This is a genomic window from Amycolatopsis sp. DSM 110486, from assembly GCF_019468465.1.
Taxonomy (GTDB): Bacteria; Actinomycetota; Actinomycetes; order Mycobacteriales; family Pseudonocardiaceae; genus Amycolatopsis.
This window is the reverse complement of the sequence record NZ_CP080519.1, coordinates 809,958-822,503: the sequence shown is the minus strand read 5'-3', so window position 1 is coordinate 822,503 and position 12,546 is coordinate 809,958. Positions and strand designations below refer to the sequence as shown.

At 71.2% G+C, this 12,546-nt stretch carries 9 protein-coding genes; 5 read left to right on the top strand and 4 right to left on the bottom strand.

From position 1 onward, the window contains the following. Positions 1-2 precede the first annotated feature (2 nt). Both K1T34_RS04000 and K1T34_RS03995 read left to right on the top strand, forming a co-directional pair. Entirely contained in the window at positions 3-1,166 is a 1,164-nt protein-coding gene (locus tag K1T34_RS04000) for a Gfo/Idh/MocA family protein (protein ID WP_220242949.1), read from the top strand. A 15-nt stretch (positions 1,167-1,181) separates the two neighbouring features. Next, the gene (locus K1T34_RS03995) at positions 1,182-2,186 is read left to right on the top strand and encodes a sugar phosphate isomerase/epimerase (RefSeq protein ID WP_220242948.1); all 1,005 of its coding nucleotides are present in this window, start codon (positions 1,182-1,184) and stop codon (positions 2,184-2,186) included. Between the two features lie 22 nt (positions 2,187-2,208). Here the strand turns inward: K1T34_RS03995 and K1T34_RS03990 are convergent, their stop codons facing one another. After that, on the bottom strand, positions 2,209-2,763 hold the full coding sequence (locus tag K1T34_RS03990; RefSeq protein ID WP_220242947.1) for a hypothetical protein: 555 nt from the start codon (positions 2,761-2,763) through the stop codon (positions 2,209-2,211). 106 nt (positions 2,764-2,869) lie between these two features. Further along, complete coding sequence (gene xylA / locus K1T34_RS03985) at positions 2,870-4,018, bottom strand: xylose isomerase (RefSeq protein WP_220242946.1); 1,149 nt, start codon at positions 4,016-4,018, stop codon at positions 2,870-2,872. Positions 4,019-4,146: 128 nt separating this feature from the next. On the opposite strand from xylA, the gene K1T34_RS03980 reads away from it, so the two are divergent. Together K1T34_RS03980 and K1T34_RS03975 are read left to right on the top strand one after the other, a co-directional pair. Beyond that, a complete protein-coding gene (locus K1T34_RS03980; protein WP_220242945.1) occupies positions 4,147-5,304 on the top strand; it encodes an ROK family transcriptional regulator in 1,158 nt (385 codons plus the stop codon). A gap of 75 nt (positions 5,305-5,379) precedes the next feature. Next, entirely contained in the window at positions 5,380-6,246 is an 867-nt protein-coding gene (locus tag K1T34_RS03975) for an MIP/aquaporin family protein (protein WP_220242944.1), read from the top strand. Here the strand turns inward: K1T34_RS03975 and K1T34_RS03970 are convergent. Next, complete coding sequence (locus K1T34_RS03970; protein ID WP_220242943.1) at positions 6,243-9,470, bottom strand: S8 family serine peptidase; 3,228 nt, start codon at positions 9,468-9,470, stop codon at positions 6,243-6,245. The two genes, K1T34_RS03975 and K1T34_RS03970, sit on opposite strands and share 4 nt — an antisense overlap. Positions 9,471-10,115: 645 nt before the next feature. Here K1T34_RS03970 and K1T34_RS03965 point away from each other — a divergent pair. Then, a complete protein-coding gene (locus tag K1T34_RS03965) occupies positions 10,116-11,576 on the top strand; it encodes an amidohydrolase (RefSeq protein ID WP_220242942.1) in 1,461 nt (486 codons plus the stop codon). Positions 11,577-11,606: 30 nt separating this feature from the next. Here K1T34_RS03965 and K1T34_RS03960 read toward each other — a convergent pair whose 3' ends face one another. Then, positions 11,607-12,512 carry an SDR family oxidoreductase gene (locus K1T34_RS03960; protein ID WP_220242941.1) on the bottom strand — a complete coding sequence of 302 codons (906 nt, stop codon included), beginning with the start codon at positions 12,510-12,512 and terminating at the stop codon, positions 11,607-11,609. Positions 12,513-12,546: the final 34 nt, after the last annotated feature.

Here is a 12,546-nt window from a genome sequence, read left to right as displayed (position 1 = left end):
CGATGGCCGGGCAGATCGGCGTCGGGATGGTGGGCTACGCCTTCATGGGCGCGGCCCACTCCCAGGCGTGGCGGACCGTGCACCACGCCTTCGACGTGCCGCTGACGCCGCGGATGGCGGTGCTGTGTGGACGCGACGCCGCGGCGGCGTCGGCTGCCGCGGAGAAGCTCGGCTGGGCTTCCGTGGAGACGGACTGGAAACGGCTGGTGGAGTCCGACGAGGTGGGGCTCGTCGACATCTGCACGCCGGGGGACACGCACGCGGAGATCGCGCTGGCCGCGCTCGCCGCGGGCAAGCACGTGCTGTGTGAGAAACCGCTGGCCAACACCGTTGCCGAAGCCGCGGCGATGACCGCTGCCGCCGAGGAGGCGACCGCTCGCGGGGTGCGGTCGATGGTGGCGTTCAACTACCGGCGCGTGCCGGCGCTGGCGTTCGCGCGGTCGCTGGTGGCCGACGGGCGGCTGGGGGAGCTTCGGCACGTGCGGGCGCAGTACCTGCAGGACTGGATCGTCGATCCTGAGTTCCCGTTGGTGTGGCGGCTGCAAAAGGACCGCGCGGGGTCGGGTGCGCTCGGCGACATCGGCGCGCACATCGTGGATCTCGCGCAGTTCCTGACCGGCTCGCGGATTTCGGGCGTGAGCGCGGTGACGGAGACGTTCGTGCGCGAGCGGCCGCTGGTCGCTTCGTCGTCGGGGCTGGCGGCTTCGTCGGGGTCCGCGCGGGGCGAGGTGACGGTGGACGACGCCGCGCTGTTCACCGCGCGTTTCGCGTCGGGCGCGCTGGGCAGCTTCGAGGCGACGCGGTTCGCGGCCGGGCGCAAGAACTCGATGCGGATCGAGCTCAACGGTTCCGCGGGCAGCCTCGCGTTCGATTTCGAGGCCATGAACGAGCTGTACTTCCACGACCACACGCTGGATCCGTCGGTCGCCGGGTTCCGCCGGATCCTCGTGACCGAGCCGGAGCACCCGTACGTCGGCGCGTGGTGGCCGCCGGGCCACGGCCTGGGTTACGAGCACACCTTCACCCACGAGGTGCGCGATTTCCTCGTGGCGCTCGCTTCGGGCACCGACCCGGCGCCGTCGTTCGCCGACGGGCTGCAGGTGCAGCGCGTGCTCGACGCGGTGGAACGCAGCGCCGCCGCCGATTCCGTGTGGACCGTTGTCTGATCAGGAGGTTTTTCGATGGCACGACCGCTGACGCTGTTCACCGGGCAGTGGGCCGACCTGCCCTTCGAGGAGGTCTGCCGCCTCGCGAGCGGCTGGGGCTACGACGGCCTCGAGCTCGCCTGCTGGGGTGACCACTTCGAAGTCGACAAAGCGCTTTCCGACGAGGGGTACGTGCAGTCCAAGCGGGATACGCTGGCCAAGTACGACCTTCGCGTGTGGACGATCTCCAACCACTTGGTGGGCCAGGCCGTGTGCGACCACCCCATCGACGAGCGCCACGAGGCCATCCTGCCCGCCCGCATCTGGGGCGACGGGTCACCGGAGGGCGTGCGCCGGCGGGCGGCCGCGGAGATGCAGGACACCGCGCGGGCGGCCGCTTTGCTGGGTGTGTCCACTGTGGTCGGTTTCACGGGATCGTCCATCTGGCACACCGTGGCGATGTTCCCGCCGGTGCCGCAGTCGATGATCGACCGCGGCTACGAGGACTTCGCGGCCCGCTGGAACCCGATCCTCGACGTGTTCGACGAGGTCGGCGTCCGCTTCGCCCACGAGGTCCACCCGAGCGAGATCGCCTACGATTACTGGACGACCGTGCGCACGCTGGAGGCGATCGGCCACCGCCCGGCCTTCGGCCTGAACTTCGACCCGTCGCACTTCGTCTGGCAGGACCTCGACCCCGTGGGTTTCCTGTGGGACTTCAAGGACCGCATCTACCACGTGGACTGCAAGGAGGCCCGCAAGCAGCTCAACGGCCGCAACGGCAGGCTGGGTTCGCACCTCCCGTGGGCCGACCCGCGCCGCGGCTGGGACTTCGTCTCGACCGGCCACGGCGACGTCCCGTGGGAAGACGTCTTCCGCATGCTCAACGCCATCACCTACGATGGCCCCATCTCGATCGAATGGGAAGACGCCGGCATGGACCGGCTGACCGGCGCGCCGGAGGCGTTGGAGTTCGTGAAGCGGCTGAACTTCACACCCCCGACGGCGGCGTTCGACGCGGCTTTCTCGTCGAAGCCTTAGGTCTGTCGGACCGGTGTGGCCCTCAGATCAGGCGGTTGGCGATCATGATGATGACGACCACCAGCGTGAGGGCCGCGAACACCATGCCCACGATGGCCAGCGCCTTCATCCGCCGCCGTCCCACGCACGCGGCGATGCCCAAAGCGAGCGCCACCAGTGCGAACGGCAATCCGATCCACGCCCGAAGGTCGAGCGTGCCACCCAGGCGCGCGTCGTCCATCTCGACCGGCAGGAACGGGACGATCAGGCCCACGATCCCGACCACGAACGCCACCACGGCGAGCACGCCGCTCTTCAACGGCCCTTGCTGAAGCATCCCGGGCTGGCCGGTCCACTGCTGCTGCGGCCCGGGGTGTGGGGGCAGGCCGGGTTGTGGCGGCAGGGGAGCCGAGGGCGGCTGCGGCACCGCGGCGGGAGTGGACCACGCCTGCTGGGTCCCGCCGCTCAGCCGCCCGGCCTCGGCCGCAGGCGGCTGCCCCGGCGTGTACCGCAACACGGGCCCTTGCGGCGGCGGCGGAAAACTCGCGTCCGGCTGGGTTTCCGGCGTGCCCGGGCTCTGCTGTGGACCGTCGGTCATGGTGGGAACTCCTCGGTGGCGGGGACCGCGCTGGCGAGAACACAAGATAGTCGTCTCGACCACCTCGCGACCAGCAAACGGCCTACCCCGCCACCGGGGAAATCCGTCACCGGGTGCCGAGCAGGTGCTCCAATGCCAGCTGGTTCAGCCGGGTGAAGTGGTAACCCCGTTTACCCGCCGTCTCGACGTCGAACGAGTCCGCGGCCAGGTCGTCCAGCGTCTCGCCGGGGGCGACCGTCGGGACTGACAGCTCGTCGACGCGCGAAGCCGACAGCGCCGCGGCCACCTCGGGGTCCGCCCGGAACGCGGCGGCCTTTTCCTTCAGGATCAAGTACATCCGCATGTTCGCGGCGGCCGAATCCCAGACGTCCGAAGCGTCCTCGGTGCGCAGCGGCTTGTAGTCGAAGTGCCGCGGGCCCTCGTAGCCGGCGGTCTCCAGCAGGTCCACCAGGAAGAACGCCGAAGTCAGGTCGCCGTGGCCGAAGATGAGGTCCTGGTCGTACTTGGGACCGTGCTGGCCGTTGAGGTCGATGTGGAAGAGCTTGCCCTGCCACAGGGCCTGCGCGATGCCGTGCACGAAGTTCAGGCCGGCCATCTGCTCGTGGCCGACCTCGGGGTTGAGGCCGAACAGCTCGGGACGCTCCAGCTGCGAGATGAGGCCGAGCGCGTGCCCGATCGTGGGCAGGAGGATGTCGCCGCGGGGTTCGTTGGGCTTGGGCTCCAGGGCGAACCGGATGGCGTAGCCCTGGGACACGGCGTAGTCGGCCAGGAGGTCGAGGCCCTCCTTGTAGCGGTCCAGCGCGGCGCGCACGTCCTTCGCCGCGTCGGACTCGGCGCCCTCACGGCCGCCCCACAGCACGTACGTGGAGGCGCCCAGCTCGGCGGCCAGGTCGAGGTTGCGGCGCACCTTCGTCAGCGCGTACCGGCGGATGTCGCGGTCGTTGCTGGTCAGGCCGCCGTCCTTGAACACGGGGTGCGTGAACAGGTTGGTGGTCGCCATCGGCACCTTCAGGCCCGTGGCCTCCAGCGCCGCCTTGAACTTCTTGATGGCCGCGTCGCGGTCGGGCTCGGTGGCGAGCAGGTCGTCGTCGTGGAAGGACACGCCGTACGCGCCCAGCTCGGCCAGGCGGTGCACGCTCTCCACCGGGTCCAGCGCCGGCCGCGTCGCCACGCCGAACGGGTCGGCGGCCTGCCAGCCCACGGTCCACAGGCCGAACGAGAACTTGTCGTCCGGAGTGGGCGCGAAGTCGGTCATGACGGTCCCCTTCAATCAAGTACCATTTAGTTCACGTTGTAGACTAAATATGCGCTCCAGGGGCCCGCCCGTCAAGGGCCACCGCTTCACGGGGGGCCTCGGTACAGTTCCGGGAGGAGGCCACGGGGATGACGCAGGCGGTGCGGCACGACTCGATGCGCGCGCGCAACCTCGAGCTCGTGCTCGGCGAGGTCGCCGGGCACGGCCCGCTCACCCGCGCGGCGCTCGCGGAGCTCACCGGCCTCACCAAGTCCACCGTGTCGAAGCTCGTCGGCGACCTGCTCGACGCCGGTTTCCTCGCCGAGACCGGCCCGGCCCGCGCGGGCGAGCGCGGCCGCCCCGGCGTCGAGGTCGTGCTGTCCGGCGCGCGCGTGGCGTCGCTCGGGCTGGAGATCAACGTCGACTACCTCGCCGTCTGCCTGCTCGACCTCGCCCGCACTGTGCGCTTCACCGAACGCCGCGAGCGCGACAACCGCGGTTCGCGCCCCGAGGAAGTGCTGGGGGAGCTGCAAAACCTCGCCGAAAAGGCCCTCGCCGCGGCCGGAGACCTGACCGTCGCCGGCGCCGTCCTCGCCGTGTCCGGCCCGGTCGGCGACGGCGTGCTGTTCAGCGCCCCCAACCTCGGCTGGAGCGACGTCCGCGCCGCCGACATGCTGCACCTGCCCGTGCCCGTCACCCTCGACAACGAGGCCAACCTCGGCGCCCTGGGCGAGCTCTGGTTCGGCGCCGGCCCGTCCGACTTCCTGTTCGTCTCCGGCGAGGTCGGCATCGGCGCGGGCCTGGTCGTGGACTCGGCGCTGTTCCCCGGCACCCACGGTCTCGCCGGCGAGCTCGGCCACGTCGTCGTCTCCCCGACGGGCCCGCGTTGCCGCTGCGGCGCGTCCGGCTGCCTGGAAACCTATGCGGGACAAGAGGCTCTGCTCGAAGCCGCGGGCGTCGCCGGTGTCCGCGAGCTCCTGCGCAATCTCGACGCCAACGACCCGACCGCCACCAAGGCCACCACCGCGGCGGGCGAAGCGCTCGGCCTCGCGTTGTCCTCCGCGGTCAACCTGCTCGACCTCGACCACGTGGTGCTCGGCGGCGTCTTCGCCCCGCTCTTCCCGTGGCTGGCCCCCGCCGCGGAAGCCGTGCTGGCCACCCGCCTGGGCCACCTTCGCGGCTCCGTCCCGACGCTGGCACCGTCCACTGTGGGCGGCGACGCCGCCACCCTGGGTGCGGCCGGCCGCACGATCCACCACGTCCTCGCCGACCCCGGCCCCTACCTCACGCGCGCCGAAGCCACCTGATCCGGGTGAGGTGACCGTGCGGCACCGTCGCCAACGATGGCGGAGCCAGTGACCGGTGCGAGCGGGAGGTGCGTCATGACTCCGAGCGATCGAACGCTGCGGTCACAGCCCGACCGGCAGCAAGTCGCACGGCACGCCGACGTCGCCTTGCGCTCCATGGGACAGCCGAACTCGGTTGTCAGCGAGTTCGACTTCTGGAACGACCGGTACGAGGGGCGTCGGCTGTTCTCCGAGGTGCTCGGCACCTTCTTCCTGGTGCTGGTCGCGGTCGGCGGCGGTGTGGTGAACGCGCGGTTCGGCGGTGACGCGGTGCCGGCTGGTGCGCGGGTCGTGGCGCCGGCGTTGATGGTCGCCGCCATCATCCTGTTCATGGGCACAGTGTCCGGCGCCCACCTCAATCCGGCCGTGAGTCTCGCGTTCGCGGCGCGAGGCGACTTCCCGTGGAAACGGGTTCCGGCCTACATCGTGGCCCAGTTCGTCGGCGCGGCGCTGGCCACGCTCCTGTTGTGGGCGTTGCTCGGCAAGCAGGGCAGCGCGGGCCTGACCCTGCCCGGCAGCGGGATCAGCACGGTCACGGCGATGCTGTGGGAACTCGTGCTCACCGTGGGGCTCGTGAGCGTGATCCTGGGCAGCTCCTCAGGAGCCCAGCAGGTCGGGCCGCTGGCCGCGATCGCGGTGGGCAGCTACATCGCGCTGGCCGGGTTGTGGGGAGCGCCGGTGAGCGGCGCGTCGATGAACCCGGCGCGCTCGCTCGGGCCCGCGCTGGTGCTCGGCGACTGGACGTCGTGGTGGGCTTACCTGGCCGGCCCGATCGCCGGGGGCCTCATCGCGGTGGGGATCGCCTACATCCTGCGCGGCGCCGGGGGTGGCCGCAGCGGGGAGAAGGCGGCGCAGGGCGTGCTTCCGGGGAGCGCGGTGCCGCGCTCCCCGGAGAACACCTAGCTCACCGAACGCACCAGCACGATGCCGCTGCCCACGGTCGCGCCCGCGTCGTCGACCACCGAGAGCTGACCGCGCAGCACGCGGCCCGCGTCCGGGGCGGCCGAGGCCGTCACGACACCCGGCACGGTCCACGTGGTGCCCGAGGCGTGCGCGGCGACCGGGTCGGTCACCGTGACGCCGCCGAACGACGGGTTCACGAACACGTCCAGGTAGTCGTACGCCGTGGTCCCGGTGGGCACGGAGTACCCGTCGACGACCGCGACCCACGCGCCCGCCGCCGGGTTCTGGATCGTCACCGACTCCTCGGAGTCACCGTCGGCGCTCTGGCCCGCGAGGACGCACGAACCGCTGCTGCAGTTGTACACCGACAGGTCCAGGTCGGCGGCGGTGTCGGCGGTGTTGCCGATCGTCACCGTCAGCGAGGTCGAACCCGGCAGCACGGTCAGCGGCGTCTGCGCCGACTGGTCCTGCGCGATCGTCGGCCGCGTGATCTTCGCGCTGCCGAACGTGCTGCCCACCACGTGCCCGGTGAACGCCTTGAGCGAGTTCTTCACCGTGTACGTGCGATCCACCCCGGTACCCAGCGGAGCCGACGCGATGTCGTCCGGGTTCGGCGTGATCGCGGTGCCCAGCGCGGAAACCGTCAGCTTGTACGGCGCGGTGTCCACATCGGACGTCCGCCGCGCCTCCACCGTGATCTCCCAGACGCCCGGCAGCGGGTTGGTCAGCGTGCGGCTGGTCGGCGTGCCGCCGACGCAGCCCGCGCCCGCGTCGGGGTTGTAGCAGTTGGTGGAGGTGTTGCTGTCGACGGGAACGCCGGTCGGGTCGTAGCGCAGGAAGCGCACCTGGCCCTTGCCGGGGTCACCGCCACCGGTCAGGTCCACCTGGAGCGAGCTCGCACCCTGCGGCACGCGCAGGAAGTAGCTCACCGACTGGTTGCGCGCGATCGTGCCCGACGCGGTGAAGGTGCCCGACGAGGCGAACTCCGCCGGCGCGAAGACCGTGTTCATGGTCTGCACGTCGACGCCGATCGTCAGCGGGTTGTCCAGGTACAGCAGCGCCGAATGCGCACCGGCCTGTTTGGGGTTCACCTTCACCTGGAAGGAAACGGGCTTGTTCAGGGGCAAGGACACCAGGGAACCCGAGGAGAATGTTCCGTCGTTACCCACCCAGCGTGCGAAATACACCACCGGACGAGAAGAACCGGACGTGCGCGTGAGCGTGTACGTGCGCGTGTAGGACTTCCCGACGGTCACGCCCTCGCGGTCGTGGATGCCGACGCCTACGCCCGGGGTGGGTTTCAGCAGGTTGGCCTGAACCGTGTGCACGTCGACCGCGGTGGTCACCGTGTCCGGCTTCGGGTTCAGTGACAGCGCGACCCACGCGGCGGGCACGTTGAACAGCCCGGCGCCCTGCTCGTACGCGCCGATGCCCGGCACGAAACGCGCCGTGGACTTGATCGCCGAGCGCAGCGCCGCGACCGGCGGACGCTGGCCGTGGTGCGTTGCCTTGTACGCGCTCACCAGCAGAGCCGCCGCGCCTGTCGCCTGCGGTGACGCCATCGACGTGCCCTGAAGCATCGCGTACCCGGCGGGCAGCTGGTACGTGCCCGCGACCGGACCCGGCGCCTCCCACCGCGGCACGGTGGAGATCGCCGCGCCGGGCGCGATGATGTCCGGCTTGAATCCACCGTCTTCGCGCGGACCGCGCGAGGAGAACGGGTGCAGCGCCTCGGCCTTCGACACCTTCGAGCCGTAGTTCGACAGCCACGTCTCGCGCGTGATGTACGAGCCGACGCTGATCGCGTCCGTGGCCACCGACGGGTCGCCGACCGAGTTCGCGCCGGCGCCGGAGTTGCCCGCGGAGATGAAGATCTGCACGTTGTACTCGGCGATCGTGCGGTTGTAGAGCTCGGCTCGCGCGTTGTTGCCGTCGTTGAGCGCGGGCAGGCCGCCGATGGAGATGTTGATGACGTCGGCGCCGTGGCTCGCGGCGTAGACCACGCCGTCGAGCAGACCGCTGGAGGTGCACGAGTCCGTGGTGAGACACACCTTCACGGCCATCACGTTCGCACCCGGGGCGGCACCGTCCATCTTGCCGCCGAACAGGTCGTTGCCCGTCGCGATGCCGGCCACGTGCGTGCCGTGCTCGGCGCCCGCGATGCCGATGTTCACGAAGCCCGGCTTGTCGGTCTGCACCACGAACGCCATGCGCTCTGCGCGGTCGGTGGCCGGGTTGTCGGTGCCGAAGTAGCCGACGTCGAAGTTCTTGGCGTAGTCCGACATCGGCTTCTCGTCGGTGAAGTCGCCGTCGCCGTCGAGGTCCACGCGCACCTGCTTGGTGGCGGTGTCGAGCAGCACGCCCCACGAGTCGGCGCGGTCGCCGTCCCGGTTGAGGTCGCCGCCCGTCTCGCTGCCGGCGCCGCCGAGATCGCCCGCGGTCTCCTTGAACAGGCCGAAGCTGTACGGGCCGCCGGTGGCGGGCGCGGTCCAGTCGCGGCCGTTCGACGCGAAGGTGCCGGTGTAGGTCTGGGTTGACTGCTGCACCCACGTGCCGTCGCCGGAGTTGGTGGCGTTGGCGTCGTACCAGTCGACGATCTTGCGGTCGCCGTGGCTGGTCTTGGCCAGCGCGGGGCTGTCGAGGTCGACGCCGGAGTCGAGCACGGCGACGGTGGTGCCCTTGCCGTCCCAGCCGCCGAAGGTCTGGCCGAACTGCGCGGCGTAGGTGTCGCCGGTGGGCAGGTACGGGTTCACGCGCGGGGTGTTCTTGCCCGGAGCCGGCTGCGGGATCGGGTTGGCCGCGCCTTCGGGCTTCGGGTCGTCGCGGTGGATGAGACCGTCGACGTCCACGGCGTTCACCGACTTGAGCTTCGCGGCCTTCTCGGCGTTCGCGACGGGCACGGAGACCTTGACGTAGTCGAGCTTCGCGTCCGTGGACTCGACCACGCCGCCGAGGGCCTTGAGGTCGTTCACGGCGGCGCTCGAGCGGCCGCGCTCGGCGGCGACCAGCAGCGTCACGGTGCGCTTGCCGGCCCGCTGGGCTTCGGCGACGAGCGCGCGGTCACCGTCGTCGAGGGTCTTGCCGTCAGTGGCGGTGGGGTTTCCGGGGGAGGAAGGGGGCTGCGCGGCGAGCGCAGCGGGCACCCCGACGGGGGCGACGCCGAGGGCGGTGGCGAGGAGGGTGATCCCGGCCCGCCGTCTCCAGCGTGATTTCTGCTGTGTCATCGGAGCAGTACACAGGTCGGGACCATCCGCATCAATCAGACAGTCAGCCTATCGGCCGCAATTCGGCGTGAGACGAACGGCCTAACCCAAGGGCCTGACCAGACCACCACCACGACGACTCCGCGGCCGCCGCCCCGCGAAGCAACCACCTCAGCGTCCCGAGGGAGACGGCTCGCAACACGACCACCATCGGGACTTCGGGGGGAGACGCGTCACCAAGGTGACCACCGCCGGGCCCCGGGGAGACGACTCAGCAAGGCGACCACCGTGGGGTCCCTGGTGAGACGACTCGCCAAGGCGACCACCGTGGGGGTCCGGGGGCGAAGCCCTCCGGGCGGGCACGGGGGTTGCACCCCCGGAGATACAACGAGCGAGCGGGGTCCGCGCTTCCAGCGGACACACTCCGCCCACTCGCTCGTGGCAACCGAGGGAGTCGAACCCTGCGCGGCTTGTGAAGGCGGCGCCCCTGACCGGCCCTGACCCTGCGGCGGGCGACGGCTGCCCTGTAGTTGTTCGAACAACAGGGGAGTACCCCCGCATTCCCAGCATCGCACATTCGTCACCCGTTCGGGCAGTGACGCGGTGGCGGTGTTCTTGTCGTGCCGGTGATTCCCTTCCCCCGTACCGGGCTGGCAGGCTGGGTGGATGGACGATCTCCTCCTCCGCCGGGTGCGGGTCGGGCTGGGCGGCGGGCTCGCCGACGTGCGTGTGAACGACGGCCGCGTGGCCGCCATCGAGGAGCCGGGCAGCGGTTCGGGCTTCGCCGCGCGTGTGCTCGACGGCCACGGCGGCACGCTCCTGCCGGGCCTCGTCGACGCCCACGTGCACGCCCTGCAGTGGGCCACCTTCCGCCGGCGCATCCCGCTGGGGGACGCGCGTTCGGCGGCGGAAGCGGTGGAACTGCTGCTGCGGCGGTTGTTGGAGACGTCCGACCGGCCCGGCGACCTCGTCGTCGGTGCCGGTTTCCGCGACGGGCTCTGGCCCGACAAGCCGCACAAGGACCTGCTGCAGCGCGCGTTGCCGGGCCGCGCGGTCGCGTTGTTCAGCGCGGATCTGCACACGCTCTGGCTCAGTCCCGCCGCGCTCAAGCTGGTCGGCCGCGACCACCCGACGGGCGTGCTGCTGGAAAACGACTGCATGACCGCCACGGCCGCGCTGCCGTCGGCCGCGCCGGACGTGCAGGACCGCTGGGTTGCCGACGCGCTCAGTGCGGCGGCTTCCCGTGGTGTGACGGGGATCGTGGACTACGAGTACGCGGACACGGTCACCGATTGGACTCGCCGCGTAACCGCGGTGGCACCGGCGACGCGGGTGTCCTGTGTGATTTCGCGGCCGTTGCTGGACGTCGCCGTTTCCCGCGGCCACCGGACCGGTGACGTGCTGCCGGCCGGCGGCGGGTTGCTGAGCGTGGGGCCGTTCAAGTTGTTCGTGGACGGTTCGCTCAACACCCGTACCGCGTATTGCCACGACCCCTATCCGGAGTCGGATTCCCCCGGCCTGCTTGAGCTTCCGCCTTCGGAGCTGGCGCCGCTGATGCGGCGGGCCTGGGAAAACGGCCTGGTGCCGGCGGTCCACGCCATCGGCGACAAGGCCAACACCATCGCCCTCGACGCGTTCGCCGCCGTCGGCTGCCCCGGCCGCATCGAGCACGCGCAGCTGTTGTCTTCCGACGACGTGCCGCGGTTCGCCGGGCTGGACCTCGTGGCGAGCGTGCAGCCCGCCCACCAGCCCGACGACCGCGACGTCGCCGACCGCCACTGGTACGGCCGCACGGACCGCGCCTACGCCTACCGCGCCCTGCTGGATTCCGGCGCCCGCCTCGAAATCGGCTCCGACGCGCCGGTCGCGCCGCTGGACCCGTGGGACGGGATCGCCGCCGCCGTGGGCCGCACGGACGACGACCGGCCGGCGTGGCATCCGGAACAGGCGATCCCGCTGGCGGACGCGTTGGCCGCCGCTTCGGGCGGGCGCCGGGGGATCGAGGTCGGGGACGTGGCCGATCTGATGGTCACGGCCGTGGACCCGGCACACCTGTCCCCGGCGCAGCTGCGGGACATGCCGCTCACGGCGACGATCCTGGCCGGGAAGCCGACGCATCTGGCGTGAGCCGGCAGCGGTCCGGGCCGGTCCGGCGCGTCAGCGGGCGACGGCGCCGGCCTGCCAGCCCGAGGCCCACAACCGCCCCGGCGTCACCTCGCCGCGGAAGAGCGGAGCCGCGCGGGCGGCGAAGTCGGCGAAGGACGTCGGGCGGAGGCCGAGCTTCGAGAACACCGTGGTGTCCACAGTGGACTCCGGGTTCCCCGTGCGGCGAAGGTGGAAGAGCGCGGCCAGGTCGTCCGCGAACTGCGCCGGGATACCGACCGCGACGACGCGACGGTGGTGCTCTTCGGGGGAGAGGTCGACGTAGCGGATCGGCCGTCCCACGATGCCGGTCAGGATTTCGGCCACCTCCGCCATGGTCAGCGCTTGCGGTCCGGTCATCTCGTGGACGGCCGATTCGTGGCCGTCGGACGTGGCCGCGGCGTAGACGACCTTCGCGATGTCCTCGACGTCGATCGGGGCCAGGCGGGTGTCGCCGAGGGGCAGGGCGAGCTCGCCGTCGGCGAGCATCGTCGGTACTTCTCGCAGGTAGACCTGCATGAACTGGCTCGGCCGCAGGATCGTCCAGGCGATGCCGGACGCGCGCAGGTGCTCCTCGATCCGTGCGTGCAGCCGCGCGAACCGGAAGCCCGAATCCGGGTCCGTGCCCATTCCGGACACCTTCACCACGCGCCGGACACCGCACCGCACGGCGGCGTCGATCAGGTTGGCCTGCGCTTCGGCCATCCGGCCGTCCGCGCCGGAGATCAGGACGACCGTCTCGACGCCGTCGAGAGCCGGGCCGAGCGTGTCCGGCGCCAGCAGGTCGCCGTGCACCGTGGAGATGCCGGGCAACGCCGGCTGCGGGCCGCGGACCAGGGCCCGCGCCGGGTGACCCCGCCGGACGAACTCGCGCACGACAGCCGAACCGGTGAGCCCGGTGCCGCCGGTGATGAGGATCATGGGGGTGACTCCTTCGTCGAATTTCCTCTTGATC

Excerpts from the sequence above, each read along its gene's own strand:
- K1T34_RS03980 (WP_220242945.1), top strand. The coding sequence starts at position 4,147 with ATGACGCAGGCGGTGCGGCACGACTCGATGCGCGCGCGCAACCTCGAG.
- K1T34_RS03995 (WP_220242948.1), top strand. The coding sequence starts at position 1,182 with ATGGCACGACCGCTGACGCTGTTCACCGGGCAGTGGGCCGACCTGCCC.
- K1T34_RS03960 (WP_220242941.1), bottom strand. The coding sequence starts at position 12,512 with ATGATCCTCATCACCGGCGGCACCGGGCTCACCGGTTCGGCTGTCGTG.
- K1T34_RS04000 (WP_220242949.1), top strand. The coding sequence starts at position 3 with ATGGCCGGGCAGATCGGCGTCGGGATGGTGGGCTACGCCTTCATGGGC.
- K1T34_RS03970 (WP_220242943.1), bottom strand. The coding sequence starts at position 9,470 with ATGACACAGCAGAAATCACGCTGGAGACGGCGGGCCGGGATCACCCTC.
- xylA (WP_220242946.1), bottom strand. The coding sequence starts at position 4,018 with ATGACCGACTTCGCGCCCACTCCGGACGACAAGTTCTCGTTCGGCCTG.
- K1T34_RS03975 (WP_220242944.1), top strand. The coding sequence starts at position 5,380 with ATGACTCCGAGCGATCGAACGCTGCGGTCACAGCCCGACCGGCAGCAA.
- K1T34_RS03990 (WP_220242947.1), bottom strand. The coding sequence starts at position 2,763 with ATGACCGACGGTCCACAGCAGAGCCCGGGCACGCCGGAAACCCAGCCG.
- K1T34_RS03965 (WP_220242942.1), top strand. The coding sequence starts at position 10,116 with ATGGACGATCTCCTCCTCCGCCGGGTGCGGGTCGGGCTGGGCGGCGGG.